Below are 15,865 nucleotides of genomic sequence, written 5' to 3' on the forward strand. Positions count from 1 at the left end.
GAGCATGAACAACATCGCCAGAATCAAAATGACGGTGTAAACGCTGGGGGGTTGTTTACGTGGAGTTTCAGTCGAGGGTAGTGTCGACACGATCGCCCTCCTGGATGGTGCCTTGGCTGAAGTCGGGTAGGATTTCCGCGACCGCTCGTTCGGGTTCAATTTTCAACACACGGACCTTGCCAAGATAGCGGCCCTGTCGACTGACTTCGAGATGATGACCTGATCGCAACCCATCATCGTATCCAATCGAAACTTCGATCAGTTTCTTGGGACGGTTGATCACCAACACGGTGCCATTGCGATCCGGCGGCGAACCATCAAGGGGTTCGTTGATATCGATTCCCTTGGAATCGACGACCTCTTTATAGCGAGTCACCTGGGCCATCAATTGGTCGTTCCGCTCACTTTGGATCTGAACGATCCCACGCAAGCGATTCATTTGGTCGGTCAATTTCAGCGTTTGCGTGAACAGGGTGTCGCGGTCTTCTTGCTCTTTGCGGATCTGTTGGCGTAACCGATTCGCTTCGGCAGTCAGTTCTTCGAGCTGCAAAGCACGGCTGCGATCGGTTTGAGCAAAGACGGTGTTTTGAGCTTCTTTTTGCTGATAGCTCTCTTCTCGTTTTTTGCAGTTGGTCTTTCAATTGGTCCAACTGAGTCGTCAACGCAGCCAATGCGGTTCGACGCGCGGCTTGTTCACGAGCCAAGGCGGCTTCGACACGTTGCTGCGTATCACGAAGCTGCTCGTTGGTTGATTCATAATCTTGAATTTGTTCTTTCAGTCCACCTGGGCCTGTCACCACGTCCCGCCAATTGCGGTGCGATGCGTTAACCGCCAGAGCCAAAACCATAAAGGTCAAGCTGAGGATGAGAATGATGACTGAGAACGACTTCCCGAGTAGGGTCATTGCGAAAATTCCGTATACGTTCCGACCGACAAGAGATCCCCGACGAAAAAGAGATCCAGCGACACGATAGGCGGGTGAACTGGTCAAATGCCAATTCATCAACGCTGGCACGCTCTGATGCACGAGCAGCGAAAGGCTCGCTTGACTCGACCAGTGAAGTATAGTTAGCCGATAAATAGAGTGTCAACGAAAACGTTGTTAAAACAGGCAAACCGCACGTGGTTTAACAGCCGGGGCGGTTTATGCCGTTTTTTACGATACAAACTCCTCCCCCAGCAGGCCTAATAATCGATTCCTTCGAGCGATTTGATCGCTTGCAGGAACTGATCCATGCTTGCCGTTCGCTTATCGACGTTGGGTTGCAAGGCGCCCATGATCGCTCGCGCCAATCGCGGCTCGACCTCAGGGCAACGATCCAATAGATCCTTGGGTGGGGATGTATCGTGGTGCAGAGCTGCCTTTCCGTTCACCACATCCCCCTGCCACGGATGCTCGAAACAGCACAGGCAGTAACAGGTGATTCCGAACGAAAAAATGTCGACGCGAAAATCGGTTGAACGACGTCGCACGATTTCAGGTGACATGTAAAGCGGGGTGCCGGTGCGATTTCCCGGCGCCATAAAGTGACGCGTCGCAGGCACGGTCAAGCCAAAATCGATGAGTTTCAAACCGCTGAAATCGGGGAAACAAATGAAATTGCGAGGACAAATATCGCGGTGGATAAAACCGCGTGAATGGACGTAGCGGATCGCTTCGGCCATCTGGCGAATCAACCCCATCCGCTTTCCCTTCAGATTCGCTTCCTGACGATTGACGATCACATGCTGCAAACTGGGGCCTTCGACATACTCCATCACCAAAATGGGCTGTCCCTTACTTGTCAGCCCCGCTTCGTAGGTTTCGACCACGTTGGGATGCTTCATCCCCAATGCGATCTCCCCTTCGCTCGGCTTTTTCAGCCCTTTGAAGCGGGCTTCGAATTGCTCCATTTTTTCAACGTCAAGCAATTTGACGCCGACGGTGCGTTTGTGCACGCGATCGGTGGCGACGAAGAAATTACTCATCGTCCCCGTGGCACTGGTTCGCATCCGGTCAAAACGCAACTCGACGTTAATTCGCGCGTTCGCTTTTAAATTGACCTTACCATCCGCTTTTGCAGCTTTGGTTCCGTTGTTGGAAGCGGAATTGAATTTAGCCTTGAGCGAATCAAATAACCCCATAGGTCACGCGAGCATTGGGAAACGAGAGAAAAGTAAAAGCGCAGCAGGTTAAAAAGAATCCGCCATCCATTCGGACCGATCCCTTCCTTTGAAAACCTACTTTCCACAATAGTCGATTGCGCGAGCAATCTCCGTTTTCAGCGATTTTCGTGGCACGATTCGGTCAATATAGCCGTGCTCCAACAAAAATTCGCTCGTCTGGAAACCTTCGGGCAATTCAATTCCGATGGTCGCTTTAATTGTTCGCGGTCCGGCAAATCCGATCAACGCTTTGGGCTCGGCAAAGACCAAATCTCCTAACGAAGCAAAACTGGCAGCAACCCCGCCCATAGTAGGGTTCGTCAGGACACTCACAAACAACCCGCCCGCTTCGTCGTAGCGTGCCAATGCGGCGGACACTTTGGCCATTTGCATCAGCGAAAGGATCCCTTCGTGCATCCGAGCCCCTCCGCCACTTGCACTAATGATGATCAATGGCAGATCATGTTCGGTGGCAAATTCGATCAAACGGGTCAGTCGCTCGCCGACCACCGACCCCATACTGCCCATAATGAAGGCGCTGTCGGTGACCGCAAACGCGACGCGGCGAGCACGGACCATTCCGGTGCCGGTCAGTACGGCATCGCTGAGCCCCGTGCGGTTTTGTTCGGACACCAACCGGTCGGAATACTTCCGCCGATCCGAGAATTCGAGCGGGTCGGAAGACCGCAGATGCTCGTTCATCGGCTCGAATGTTCCTTCGTCCAATACCTGGGCGATCCGTTCGGTGGCCGAGACGTAGAAGTGGTATTCACACTTGGGGCAAACGTTTAACCGCTGGGCCACTTCTTTCTTATAAACCGACGCACCGCAACCAGGGCATTTTACCCACAATCCTTCGGGAACACCGCGTTTCTTGGGCTGAGCCGTCTTATCGACGCTATCCTGGACGGTCGAGGCGTGTGCCGCCACCGTGCCTTCGGACGGCGCACTTTCAGACGACACCACAGGGGTGGATCGTTCGGTTTTCGAAGAGCCGTCGGTTTCGGAAGGGGTCGAATCAACGCTTGCCATGCTATTTCGGACCATACTGTCTTGGGGATCAACAATTTCAAAGTCGGAATCGAACGTTCACCTTAGCCGATTTTTCTAATTTGTGCTCCCTCAAATTGTAGTTGCTCGCCGTTGATTGCGGGAACTGCCCCCACACCCCTCATGACCCCAAGTCTCGGTTTCGCTAAATTGCAGTCAACTCAACTTGACCTTCCGAGCCCCCGGGCTCCATAAGAGTGCGAAACGTCTCGAATCGGTACGCTTTGCGAGCCCAATCAATTTTGCCAGCCGATTGAATTTGCCAGCCGATGGAAATGGAGTCCCCGAAGAAGGGGGCCCCTGCGGACACAGGAAGTATTTTCCACGTCTCGCATCCCTTCGACCGCAGCGTTTGTTAAGGTCCATGTTTGAGCGAAAATCTCCCCTCCCCTCCTCTCTCTCTTTTGACGACACGATCATGACGATTCGACCGGTACGAAAACTTCTTGTCGCCAATCGCAGCGAAATTGCGACCCGAGTCTTCCGCAGTGCAACGGAACTTGGGATTCGTACAGTTGCGATTTATTCCCACGAAGATCGTTATGCACTGCACCGCTTCAAGGCGGACGAGGCGTATCAGATTGGCGAACCTGGCGAACCGATTCGCTCGTACCTGAACATCGAAGCAATCGTCGATCTGTGCAAAAAACATGATGTCGATGCGGTCCATCCGGGTTACGGATTCTTGTCCGAAAACCCCGAGTTCGCACGGGCACTGGAAAACGCGGGCATCTTGTTTGTCGGCCCCAGCGTCAATTCACTCGAACAACTCGGTGACAAAACAGCGGCGAGAAAGATTGCCGAAGCCGCTCAGGTGCCTGTGCTGGGGGGCAAAAACGAAGCCCTCTCCAGCGTTGACGAAGCACTCGAAATCGCCAACTCGATGGGCTACCCAGTCATCTTAAAAGCATCCAAAGGCGGCGGTGGACGCGGGATGCGTGTCGTCAATTCGGCGGATGAATTGCCAGCGGCGCTGGAAGCGGCTCAGCGTGAAGCGAAAACCGCATTCGGCAGCGACGAAGTGTTCGTCGAGCGGTTTGTTCAGCGAGCACGCCACATCGAAGTCCAACTGCTCGGCGACCGACACAACAATCTTGTCCACCTCTGGGAACGTGACTGTAGCGTTCAGCGTCGACACCAAAAGGTCGTCGAAATCGCCCCGGCACCGAACTTGAGCAGCGACATCCGCGAAGCGATGTGCGAGGCGGCAATCAAAATTGGACGCGCGGTTGGCGGAGACACCAGCGGCTACGAAAATGCCGGCACCGTCGAATTTCTTTACGACGTCGACGCACAGCAATTCTTCTTTATCGAAGTCAATCCTCGCATCCAAGTCGAACACACCGTGACCGAAGAAGTCACGGGAATTGATATCGTTCGCAGTCAGATCTTGGTCGCACAAGGCTATCCGCTGGAAAGCGAAGAGGTGGGATTGGCGTCGCAAGAGGCAATTCGCACCAGCGGATTTGCGATGCAGTGTCGTGTGACCACCGAAGACCCAAGCAACCAATTTCGTCCCGATTACGGACGGATCAGCCATTACCGCTCCGCTGCCGGATTGGGCATTCGGCTGGACGCCGGCAGTGCGTTCAGTGGCGCGGTGGTCAATCCGTTCTACGATTCAATGTTGGTGAAGGTCACCGCGCGAGCTCCCTCGCTGGCCTCGGCTGCATCACGCATGGACCGCTGTTTGCACGAATTCCGCATTCGTGGCGTGAAGACCAACATTCCGTTTTTGATCAAGATGATCAACTATCCGGACTTTTTGGCCGGCGAAGCCACGACACGCTTGATCGATCAAACGCCGTCGCTGTTTGAATTGCCGCGTCGTCGCGACCGCGCCAGCAAGTTGTTGGCGTTTCTCGGTGAGACGATCGTTAACGGCAACCCGTTGGTTGTTGGACGCCCCGTCGCCACTCGCCGCGACCCCGCCCCGGTTCCCGCACTGAAAAAGCTAAACGAGCTGCCCGGCAAACAATTGCCCGAAGGGACCAAGGACATTTTTCGCCGCGAAGGCGCCGACGGGCTGATCAAATGGGTGCAAAACCAAAAAGGGTTGTTGTTTACCGACACCACCATGCGTGACGCGCACCAATCGCTGCTGGCCACCCGCGTGCGAACGTTTGATATGTTGCAAATCGCGCCGGCGTACGCGCAGTTGACGCCTCAGCTGTTTTCGCTGGAAATGTGGGGCGGAGCCACGTTCGATACCACGATGCGATTCCTCAAAGAATCTCCGTGGCAACGTCTCGCTGACCTGCGTGAACAGGTCCCCAATATCCTGACGCAAATGTTGCTGCGAGCCAGCAACGCGGTCGGCTACACGAACTATCCCGACAACGTCGTCCGCTTGTTTGTACGCGAAGCGGTGCAAGCAGGCATGGACGTTTTCCGTGTTTTCGATGCACTTAATTGGCTCGAAAACATGAACGTGGCGATGGATGCGGTGTTGGCCGAAGGCGGAATTTGCGAAGCATCGATCTGTTACACCGGCGATCTGCAAAACCCACGACGCACCAAGTACGACATCAAGTACTACGTCGATTTGGCCAAACAGCTGGAAAAACGCGGCGCCCATTTGTTGGCGATCAAGGACATGGCCGGGCTATGCAAACCCGCCGCAGCGGTCCAGTTGATTCGTGCGTTGCGAGAAGAAATCGGCATCCCGATTCATTTCCACACGCACGATACTGCGGGCATCCAAGCGGCAACCATCCTGGCCGCTGCGGGCGAAGGACTGCAGATTGCCGACGCGGCACTGGCCCCCCTTTCCGGTGGCACCAGCCAAGTCAACCTGAACACCTTGGTCGAAGCGCTTCGCGATACTGATCGCGAGTCCTCGCTGTCGACCGATTCGCTGACGCAGTTGGCGACGTATTGGCAAGCCGCACGCGAATTTTATCTGCCGTTTGAAAGCAGCGTGTTGCCGGCCACCGGCGACCTCTACGAACACGAGATGCCCGGCGGACAATACACTAATTTGTACCAGCAAGCCCGTGCACTGGGGCTGTCGGATCGTTGGGCCGAAGTGTGCAAAGCCTACGCCGGCGTGAATCGCTTGTTTGGCGACATCGTCAAAGTCACTCCGACCAGTAAAGCGGTCGGGGATATGGCGTTGTTCTTGGTCGCCAATGAAATGTCAGCTGAAGACGTTTTGACCGCGGACAAATCATTGGCCTATCCTGCCAGCGTGATTGATCTGATTGGCGGACGGATGGGCCAACCACCAGGCGGATTCCCCGAGGAAGTCATCAAAATCATCTTGGGTGACCAGAAACCGGTCCTCAATCGGCCAGGCGATTCGATGCCTGACGCCGACGTCGCTGCCGCTCGGGCCGCCGCGTCCAAGTTGACCGGTGATCCCGAGAACGATCGCGCCGCGGTCACGCATCTGCTATACCCGAAGGTGTTCGAGGACTTTGCCAAACACCGCAACACCTATGGCGACGTCGATCACATTCCCACGCCCAACTTTTTCTACGGACAAGAACCCGGCGAAGAAATTGCGGTCGATATCGAACCTGGCAAACGCTTGATCGTCCGCTTCCTTGCCGTCGGCGTGCCGCATCCCGATGGCAGACGGACTGTTTTCTTTGAACTGAACGGACAGCCACGCGAAGTTTCGATCCTTGACAAATCGCTCGAACCAAAGGTCAAAGCAGCGGTCAAGGCCGACACTAGCGATCCTGGTCAAGTGGCCGCCAGCATGCCGGGAATGGTAATCACGGTTGCGGCGGCCGAAGGCGACAAAGTCAAAGAAGGGCAAAAGTTGATGGTGCTCGAGGCGATGAAGATGGAAACCACCATCAATGCACCAGTCAGCGGAACGATCGCCAGCATCCAAACGCCCGCCGGCACCCAAGTCGAAGCAGGCGATTTGTTAGCGACGATCACGGTCAAATAGCCGAATCCACTTCCGAAGCGGGCCACTTCCGAAGCGGGCCAATTCATAAACGGGCCAATTCAGAGTTGGGGCTTCGGTCGCGCGAAGCCCCACGAGGCGGCCATGGCATCAGCCGCTTCCTCGATGTCAGTGATTTCTCCCCAACCGCCGTTCCTCAAAAAGGCGTGGGCAAATTCATGCGCGATCACGTACCAAGCAAAGGGTTCAGGTGCATCGGCAAGCTTCAACCGAAGCACGACGCAGCGGCTGGCAGTTCCAGAATCTCCTGGGGCGGGCATCAAGAACGACCACCCCACGCCCGGCTGGTAATTATCGATCGTGACCTGGAAACGAGGGTCTTCCAAAAAATCTTGTTGCACTTCCGCAGGCAACCGCTCAAGCACATGCCGCACCCGTCGCAGCAACATGGGGTAATCCGAAAACGGCTGCAAGTAGGCGGCAAAACGCATGAAACAATCGGTCTCCGTGTGCGGTCTTTACTCGGTCTTTGATTTGAGCTTCTTGATCGAGTGCTCAATCGCTCCCAACAGTTTCTTCGACGCGTTGAAGGAGAAACGATAGGTATCCACTTTGTCTTTGCTGGTGTTTTCCAACTGCAGGAATCGTTGTCCCTCTTTCACCGCCACTGTCAACGCCCAATTCGCCTGGGCAATCGATGTTTTGATAGGCAAACGCTGCTGCTTCTCTTTATCCTGTGACTCAATCTGCCCCGCCCATGTTTTCGCAAATGCCTCGGCTTGCTCCTTGCCGAACATCAGCATTCCCCCCGCTGCGGGAACCGTTTCGCCTGGTTTCAACGGCACCATCAATGAGATCTGTACCGACGGATCCATGCCTTCGTAAGCGGTAGCGTTCACATACGTGTAGCCGGTTCGCGAGGATCCGGTGTGAACAAATGGCGAGGGATCGCCAATCCACGACGAATCGCCAATCACCACCGATTGTATACTCGGATCAAAAGTATCGTCATTGGGATCCCAGTCCTGTGCCATTAGGGGCCCCGAGATCATACAGAGCAGCAAACAAGCGATAATACGATTCACGTCGTGGTTCCTCATGGAATAATCCTCCAAACTCAGTCTACGGCACGGATGCCGGAGGAATCAGTTTAGTCAATCGGCCGTCCATGATAAGCCAACGAGTCCTCGGGAAGAAAATTCAGTGCGACGTCTTCATACTGCTCCCTTGCGCAACAACCGAAGGTCATCTCAACGAGACCACGTATTGGCATCCGCGGCTATCGCTTTTCATCGCTTCGCGACTTAGGGTGCTTTTGCAAATTTTTTTACTCGAACACTACGCAAGTAACTCTTGGACGACGTGATGCTCTTCGACGCCTGTGAGTTTGACGTTCAGTCCGCGAAAATTGACGCTCAGACGCTGGTGATCCAGGCCTAAACAGTGCAGAATCGTGGCTTGAATGTCGTGCACATGCACCGGCCGTTCGGTAATGTTGAAACCGAGTTCGTCGGTCGCGCCAAGCGTGATTCCGGGCTTGATCCCGCCGCCGGCAAACCACATCGTGAACGCTTGGGGATGATGGTCACGCCCCATGCTGCGTCCCAACGCGGCACTCGATTCGACCATCGGTGTACGGCCGAACTCGCCGCCCCATACCACCAGCGTCTCGTCCAGCAAACCTCGCTGTTTCAGATCTTGGATCAACGCAGCACAGCCTTGATCGGTCGCAGCACATTGCGACTTCAAACCGCCAGCGACGTTGCTGTGGTGATCCCATCCCGAGTGGTAGACCTGGATAAATCGCACTCCTCGCTCTGCCAAACGCCGAGCGAGCAAGCAGTTGTTGGAGAACGATTTCGATGCATTGCCCGGCTCGGCGCCGTACATCGCCAGTGTTTCGGCTGACTCGCTTTGGAAATCCATCAACTCCGGAGCTCGCGTTTGCATGCGATACGCCATCTCATACGAGCGTATGCGGGTTTCAATCTCGGGATCAAACACCACCGTTTGACGTTTTTGGTTCAGCTTGCGAATCAGATCGAGCGATTCACGCTGCGCCTGCGTATCGAAACCCGCAGGATTAGCCACATTTAAAATCGGATCCCCCGACTCACGAAAAGGGACACCTTGATGCGAACCAGGTAAAAAACCGCTGCCCCACATCGCCGCTCCGCCACTCAGGTTGCCACCGCTTTTTAACACCACAAACGAGGGCAGATCGTTCGCTTCGCTGCCTAGCCCATAGCTCAACCAAGCCCCCATGCTCGGTCGTCCCGGCAACTGATTGCCGGTATTGAACAACAATTGTGCCGGTGCGTGATTGAACAAATCGGTCGTGCATGATTTCACAAACGAAACGTCATCGACGACTTTGGACAGATGCGGCAAACGATCCGATAGCTCGGCTCCGCTTTCGCCATACTTGGCAAATGGAAACTGCGGACCAAGAACCGCTGCATCAGGCTGAATGAACGCGTAGCGTTGGTTGCCAATCACCGAGGGTGGGATCGGTTGTCCCGCAAGCTCGGCGAGTTTGGGTTTATTGTCAAACAAATCGAGCTGGCTGGGTGCGCCGGCCATAAATAGAAAGATCACCCGTTTGGCTTTGGCAGGAAAGTGAGTCGGACGCACCGAACTCAGGCGAGAAACATCACTCGAGGCTGACACATCATCGTGGCCAGCAAATGCCTGCTTTCCGCCGCTGGCAATCAGCGACGCGAGTGCCATTTTGCCAAGCCCGACGCCACAGTCTTGGAAGAAATGGCGGCGGGTTGGATTGGGTTGAGAGTGAGAATTCATGGCGTTGTCCAAAGGGGGCCAGACGGTACGGCGACTCAATGAAAAATTGAATGTGGAAAGGGTCAGGGGCGAGTCACGGCTTCGTCCAAATTCATGATCACCCGAGCGACCATTGACCATGCTGCGACGTCAGCGGTGGCATTTTTGTCGCCGCCAATCTCTTCGGCATTGAGCTGGCCCGAAACGAGCCGCTGTTTTTGAGCGTCGAAGTACGCCGTCAACATCTCTACTTCGTCGGCCGAGGGAGGCCGTGTCAAGATGCGGCGGAACATCCACGTTGCGATTTCCGCAGGCGAATCGTCAGTATTTTCACAAGCGAGTTTCGCCAACGCCTGGGCCATCTCTAAATACATCTCGTCATTCAACACCGTCAACGCTTGCAGCGGCGTATTGCTGCGGTTTCGCTGTGGGATACATTCTTCGCCCGTCGGTGCATCAAACACGGTGTAGGCAGCGAACGCCGCCGTGCGTTTTTTGAACGTGTAAATCGATCGGCGATAGCGATCGGCATCCTTAGCGGTGTTCCATTTGAAATTGCCATACGCTAATCCCGTCACGCTTTGCGGCTGCGGCGGAAACACGCCGGGACCGTACATCGTCGTCGACAACAATCCTGAGCTTTGAAGCATCATGTCACGAATCGTTTCACCGTTGACGCGGTAGCGTGCACCGCGGGCAAGTAGTCGATTGTCGGGATCCATGTGGACAAGCTCGGCCGTCCCTTTGGAGTCTTGACGATAGGTCGCGCTCATGACGATCCGCTTGAGTAGTTGTTTGATCGACCAACCGTTTTCGACCAGCTCGACGCTTAACCAATCGAGCAATTCAGGATGCGTCGGCGGTTCGGACTGGACACCAAAATCATCATTGGACCGCACCAAGCCCGCACCAAACAGCGACCGCCAAGCTCGATTGACCGTCACCCGGGCGACCAAGGGATTTGCGTTACTGACGAGCCAACGTGCCAATTCAAGACGATTTTTCGGCGAACTCGCTTCGTCGTTTGTAAACACGCTCAGCATCCCCGGGTTCACCTGTTCTTTGGGGCTAAGGTACTCGCCACGATGATGACGAAAGGTCGGGCGTGGGTAATCGGCCGGACGTTCTTGCATGACCAACGTAGTCGTCCGCTCAGGCAACTTTGCCCGCAACGCATCGATCGGTTTACGAGCCTCAGCCAATAGCGGAGTCGTTCGCAGAAACTCGCGTTGCAGCGCCGCGTTATACTCGTTGCTGTCATGCTCGTCGCTGTCATGCGAAGATGCGAGGATGGTTTCGACGGTCTCGGAAAGTCGGTTTGCGACCGCATCCGGCTTGTTGGTAATCGCAATGCGAAAACGCCCCAGACTGGCGACATAATGACGTTCAAACAACAACTTGATGCGAAGCTCACCGGGCGTTTCAATCGGCTGCTGCAGATTCATCACTAGGTGCAACCGCTCGCCTTTGTGATTGCCCGGCTGCCAACCCGTCGATCCATCACCATCAAAGACGTTGTCGGGACGGACTTTGGGAGCACCGTCGTTTGTGGTGTTGTAGGTGTGCGAGACCTCGCCAAACCCCAATGCGACATCATCGAGCGTTGCATCCAATTCGCTCACGAAAAAATCGCCTTTGCGGCCTTCGTAGAACGCCAAACCAGGCCCCCGCTCGGGCAACCGATCGTCCGGTAATGCTTCGAGCCGAATCGCCGTGATCGGCAAATCGCTTTGCTGGATCGTAAAAGCGAGCTCGTACTCGTCACGTTTGGTGGTATCGCCGCTGGCGTAGACGCTGCCGTCGTCGAGTAGCTCGAGTCGCGGCAGATTCGATGTCATCTGTGCCGGCGCGATGACTTCCCAAGGCGTCGCGACCATTTTTTGCTCGGCGATCCATTTGGCAAATTCGCTTGCAAACGTTCGCGACTTGTCATCGCCGACCGGAAAAGCATCGATCAACTGAGATTCAAGTGACGCGATTTCAGCAAACAATTCGCTTCGCTGTTGTTCCACATTGGGATCAGGAATTGCATAGTCGGGCTCGTCCGCATTGTTCAGCAGCGCCATCAAGCGAAAGTAATCGGTGTGGGTAATCGGATCGAATTTGTGGGTGTGGCACTGCGCACACCCCGTAGTCAGACCGAGCCACACGATACCGGTCGTTGCCACGCGATCGACCATCGCCAGGTAGCGATACTCAAGCGGATCGATGCCGCCTTCTTCATTGAGCATCGTGTTGCGGTGAAATCCGGTCGCGATCAAATCATCGGGACGGTTACCGGGTAACAAATCGCCAGCAAGTTGTGCGATCGAAAAATCGTCGTAAGGCATGTCCTGGTTCAATGCCCGGATCACCCAATCTCGGTACGGCCAAATCGAACGCTCGCGATCTTTTTCGTAGCCGTTGGTGTCAGCATAGCGAGCGAGATCCAACCAGGGTAAAGCCCAATGTTCGCCGTAGTGAGGCGATTGCAGTAGTTCGTCAACGAGCGTTTCGTAGGCGTGCGGATCGCTTGAGGCTACAAACGCATCGGCTTGCTGTGGCGTCGGCGGCAGCCCGATCAAATCGAGGTACAAGCGGCGGACCAACGTCATCGGGTCGGCCTCGGGCGAAGGCGAGATTCCTTCGCGATTTAAACGATCGAGCACAAAGGCATCGATCTCGTTTCGCCCCCATTCGGATTGCGATGCAGTTGGCACCGGGGGCCGCGTTGGCGCGGTAAAGGCCCAGTGCTTGTCATACTTCGCCCCGCTTTGCACCCAATCGCGAAGCAGTTGTTTCTGCTCGGGTTTCAGTGTGCCCGCGTGCGGCGGCGGCATGACCTCGTCTTCGTCGGTCGAAAACAATCGACGCACCAATTCGCTGGCGTCCGGTTCGCCCGGCTCGATCACTCCGTGCTCGATCGCGGCTTCGTCGACGTCCAACCGCAGATCGGCTTCGCGATGATCTTCGTCGGGGCCATGACAGGCAAAACATTGCGATGCCAACACCGGACGGACGTCTCGATTAAACGAGATCGCATCGTCGGCATGAGAGCGGGACAGGACACCGAAGCCGCAGCTAAACAGGGCTAGCAGGACACGATGCAGGAGGTGGGGGGAGGGGTGGGAGATCATGGATCTATCATAATCGATGGCACGCGACGCGTCGCTATCGGACGATTCGTTTGGCGAAATGGGGCCGCTGGACCAATGCCCTCTCCATTGGTACCCATTGGGTGAGATTCAAGTGGTGGAATTCGCCAGAATTCCTGTATTTGCTGATATAGCGTCAGGAACTCTGGCGAGTTCCACTACGAAATTAGGTCAGGAACTCTGGCGAGTCCCACTACGAAAGTTGATGGCGATGGGCTAGCTCGGTACCGTTTGCCAAAGCGGCTCGCATGGGCCGCTCGCCAGCAAACGGGACGATTTGGTATCCTTAGAGATTCGTCGAAGTGTCTTTCCGATTTACCCGCATTCTGTTGAGCATTCGCATTGTCTAATACGGAATCCACCCCCCAGGCGATTGACGAAAACTTTGGCCTGGTTGATCCTGGGCTAGTCGTGGGCGGCCATCAACTGAAGAGCCGTCTGATCGTCGGAACCGGTCGCTACGACTCGATGCCTCAAATGCGAGATTCGCTGCTTGCTTCGGGGAGCGATTGTGTGACGGTCGCGGTGCGTCGCGAGCGGCTGTACGACCGCATGGGGCAGAACATTCTCGATTTCCTGGACCTGGATCGCTACATTTTGCTTCCCAATACCGCGGGTTGCTACACGGCCAAAGATGCGATTCGCGCTGCAAAGCTGGGCCGCGAGATCCTGCGTTCGCTCGACAATGCCGGTGCCGATTGGGTCAAACTCGAAGTGCTCGGCGACAGCAAAACGCTGCTGCCGGATCCATCGGAAACGCTCGCCGCGTGTGAGGAATTGACCAAAGAAGGATTCAAAGTCCTCTGCTATACCAGTGATTGTCCGGTCACGGCTCAACGGCTCAAAGCCGTCGGGGCGGCCAGCGTGATGCCGGCGGGCAGCCCAATTGGCAGTGGGCAAGGACTGCTGAATCCCAACAACCTGCAGATCATTTTGGAGTATTTGAAGGAAGACGATCCCGATTACCCCGTGATCATCGATGCGGGCGTGGGAACTGCAAGTGATGTCAGCGAAGCCTTCGAACTCGGGGCCGATGGTGTGCTACTGAACACGGCGATTGCGCATGCACGTGATCCGATTCGCATGGCACGGGCGATGAAGCATGCTTCGATCGCCGGTCGAGACGCCTATTTGGCTGGCCGCATTCCGAGGCGACTTTACGGCACCGCCAGCAGCCCCGAAGAAGGCGTGATCAGCACCCGCCCCTACGGATCGGCACCGTTGACGGGGCAGTAAGCGAATGCTGTCTGTTTGTCGTCTTATGGAGGCCCGAACGCAGCGACAGCGACGTTCCGACGAATTCGCCCTCCCGTGTGCGGGAGGGTCCGACGCGATAGCGGCCGGGGAGGGTGGTTTTCGATCTCGGGCCTGGTGACACTGCGATTGACCGGAGCTTTCCCTAACACCGCGAGCCCCACCCAGAGCTGGCTACCGCCACCTCTGACCTCCCCCGAGGGGAGATGAAGCACAGTATTCGCGCGGTACGCAAAAAGTCTTGGCGACTTTCGCTACTGAATTGATGCGATCAACGCATGCAGTCTTGGGTCCAGTAGCGAATCGGCGATCAACATCACGCCGTCGAACGATTGGTCTTTGGTGTGTTCGCTTGGCACGGCGACCGTTTGGGCTCCGGCGGCCAATGCTGCGGCACAGCCATTGCCGCTGTCTTCGAGCACCAGCATGTCCGATGCGGGGATTTGCATTTTTTCGGCCGCAGTCAAATACATCTCGGGGTGTGGTTTGCCATTGACGACATCGTTGCCGGTCAACACAAACGCCAACTGATCGGACCAATCAAACGTGGGCAAAATGACATCGACAAATTTGCGCTGACTGCTGGTCGCCAATCCAAATGGCAACCCCGATCGCTGCAGCGCATCCATCCATTGACTCAATCCCGGCATCGGCTGAAGCTGTTCGGCCAACAATGCTCCATACAGTTCATCGGATTCGGCGAGCAGTGATTCGGGCGTATCCGAAAGATTGTGCATGTCGATCATTTGCGTGATCGCCGACACGCCGATGCGGCCCATCATGCGGGCTTGCAGTTCACGGCTGTAGCGATATCCGCGTCGCTGCAGTAGTGTATCGCCCACTTGCCAGTACAATCGTTCGGTATCAATCAGCAGCCCGTCCATATCGAGTGCCACTCCGCGAACCGGTTTTCGCGTTGCGTCCACCTGCTCGTCGGACGACTGGGAGTCCGTGGTGTCAAAATCGTTCATTGATCGTTTTCTCGTCGAGTGGTCTGTCAATCGTGACGGCGCAACGACACGCCCTTTGGGAAGTTCGTTCGGCGACATTAGCGAACTGAGTGCATCGGGACTGATCTCGGACCATCCCGATCATTGGTCCGTCGAACTATATTTGCCCGTCGAACCATCTCGGCTGCGAGAATACCTGATCCGCCGAAACGAACTGAGCGAATCGCAACAAAGTTTGTTTACCCAAGCGTTTGGGCAAGTCGAGAGCATACTCAATCGCAATAGCGCGGCGTACCACACCGAATTCTCGAAATGGTACTCCGCATTGGACCCCGACTCGGACCACCGCGACCCGCTGGCGGAGGAATCCGATGCCGATACACCCCAAGACGAATCGTCAGACGCCCCCCCAACGCACCCTCACATTTCTCCGACTCTCGAACTCTGCGAGCGGATGCTGATCGAAGCCGGATACCGTCGCCTGCAGCAATCCGATATCGAAGCATGCGTCGGGGTGGCCAGCCAATGGGGTGTTCCGCTGCATGTCGACTTCACATTGTTCGACCATTTGGTGGTCTATTCGCGAGGCGACATTGTCGGCACCCGCTTTCGCCGCAGACTTCGCACGCTGTATCAACGCGAAGCAGTCGACGTTCCGGTGTATCAACGAATGGTGGTGCTTTTCAAA

The 15,865-nt window shown here is 55.6% G+C and carries 11 protein-coding genes; 3 read left to right on the forward strand and 8 right to left on the reverse strand.

Features of this window, described 5'->3' with window-relative positions; translation table 11 throughout:
* Positions 1 to 67: 67 nt before the first annotated feature.
* From RMSM_RS42990 to accD, 3 genes are all read right to left on the reverse strand, one after another.
* Complete coding sequence (locus RMSM_RS42990) at positions 68 to 550, reverse strand: hypothetical protein (protein WP_008703422.1); 483 nt, start codon at positions 548 to 550, stop codon at positions 68 to 70.
* 636 nt (positions 551 to 1,186) lie between these two features.
* Positions 1,187 to 2,125, reverse strand: a complete 939-nt coding sequence (locus tag RMSM_RS25490; RefSeq protein ID WP_008703423.1) for a serine/threonine protein kinase — start codon at positions 2,123 to 2,125, stop codon at positions 1,187 to 1,189.
* Positions 2,126 to 2,221: 96 nt separating this feature from the next.
* Positions 2,222 to 3,178 (reverse strand): acetyl-CoA carboxylase, carboxyltransferase subunit beta, encoded by a 957-nt coding sequence (gene accD / locus RMSM_RS25495; protein ID WP_008703424.1) that lies wholly within the window; start codon positions 3,176 to 3,178, stop codon positions 2,222 to 2,224.
* A 436-nt stretch (positions 3,179 to 3,614) separates the two neighbouring features.
* Between accD and RMSM_RS25500 the strand changes: the two genes are divergently transcribed.
* Complete coding sequence (locus RMSM_RS25500; protein WP_144057955.1) at positions 3,615 to 7,100, forward strand: pyruvate carboxylase; 3,486 nt, start codon at positions 3,615 to 3,617, stop codon at positions 7,098 to 7,100.
* A 59-nt stretch (positions 7,101 to 7,159) separates the two neighbouring features.
* On the opposite strand, the gene RMSM_RS25505 is transcribed toward RMSM_RS25500, so the two are convergent.
* The 4 genes from RMSM_RS25505 to RMSM_RS25520 form a co-directional block, all read right to left on the reverse strand.
* The gene (locus RMSM_RS25505; RefSeq protein ID WP_008703429.1) at positions 7,160 to 7,549 is read right to left on the reverse strand and encodes a hypothetical protein; all 390 of its coding nucleotides are present in this window, start codon (positions 7,547 to 7,549) and stop codon (positions 7,160 to 7,162) included.
* 27 nt (positions 7,550 to 7,576) lie between these two features.
* A complete protein-coding gene (locus RMSM_RS25510; protein ID WP_144057956.1) occupies positions 7,577 to 8,143 on the reverse strand; it encodes a hypothetical protein in 567 nt (188 codons plus the stop codon).
* Positions 8,144 to 8,396: 253 nt separating this feature from the next.
* Positions 8,397 to 9,860 (reverse strand): DUF1501 domain-containing protein, encoded by a 1,464-nt coding sequence (locus tag RMSM_RS25515; RefSeq protein ID WP_008703432.1) that lies wholly within the window; start codon positions 9,858 to 9,860, stop codon positions 8,397 to 8,399.
* A 62-nt stretch (positions 9,861 to 9,922) separates the two neighbouring features.
* Positions 9,923 to 12,955 (reverse strand): PSD1 and planctomycete cytochrome C domain-containing protein, encoded by a 3,033-nt coding sequence (locus RMSM_RS25520; protein WP_081614324.1) that lies wholly within the window; start codon positions 12,953 to 12,955, stop codon positions 9,923 to 9,925.
* A gap of 429 nt (positions 12,956 to 13,384) precedes the next feature.
* Here RMSM_RS25520 and RMSM_RS25525 point away from each other — a divergent pair, with 429 nt between their 5' ends.
* Positions 13,385 to 14,209, forward strand: a complete 825-nt coding sequence (locus RMSM_RS25525; RefSeq protein WP_008703438.1) for a thiazole synthase — start codon at positions 13,385 to 13,387, stop codon at positions 14,207 to 14,209.
* Positions 14,210 to 14,481: 272 nt separating this feature from the next.
* On the opposite strand, the gene RMSM_RS25530 is transcribed toward RMSM_RS25525, so the two are convergent.
* Positions 14,482 to 15,198, reverse strand: coding sequence for an HAD family hydrolase (locus tag RMSM_RS25530; protein WP_008703441.1), 717 nt, complete (start codon positions 15,196 to 15,198; stop codon positions 14,482 to 14,484).
* Between RMSM_RS25530 and RMSM_RS25535 the strand changes: the two genes are divergently transcribed.
* A partial coding sequence (locus tag RMSM_RS25535; RefSeq protein ID WP_201767076.1) for a hypothetical protein occupies positions 15,182 to 15,865 on the forward strand: 684 nt, incomplete at its 3' end. The genes RMSM_RS25530 and RMSM_RS25535 overlap by 17 nt on opposite strands.

It is taken from the genome of Rhodopirellula maiorica SM1, from assembly GCF_000346295.1.
Classification (GTDB): Bacteria; Planctomycetota; Planctomycetia; order Pirellulales; family Pirellulaceae; genus Novipirellula; species Novipirellula maiorica.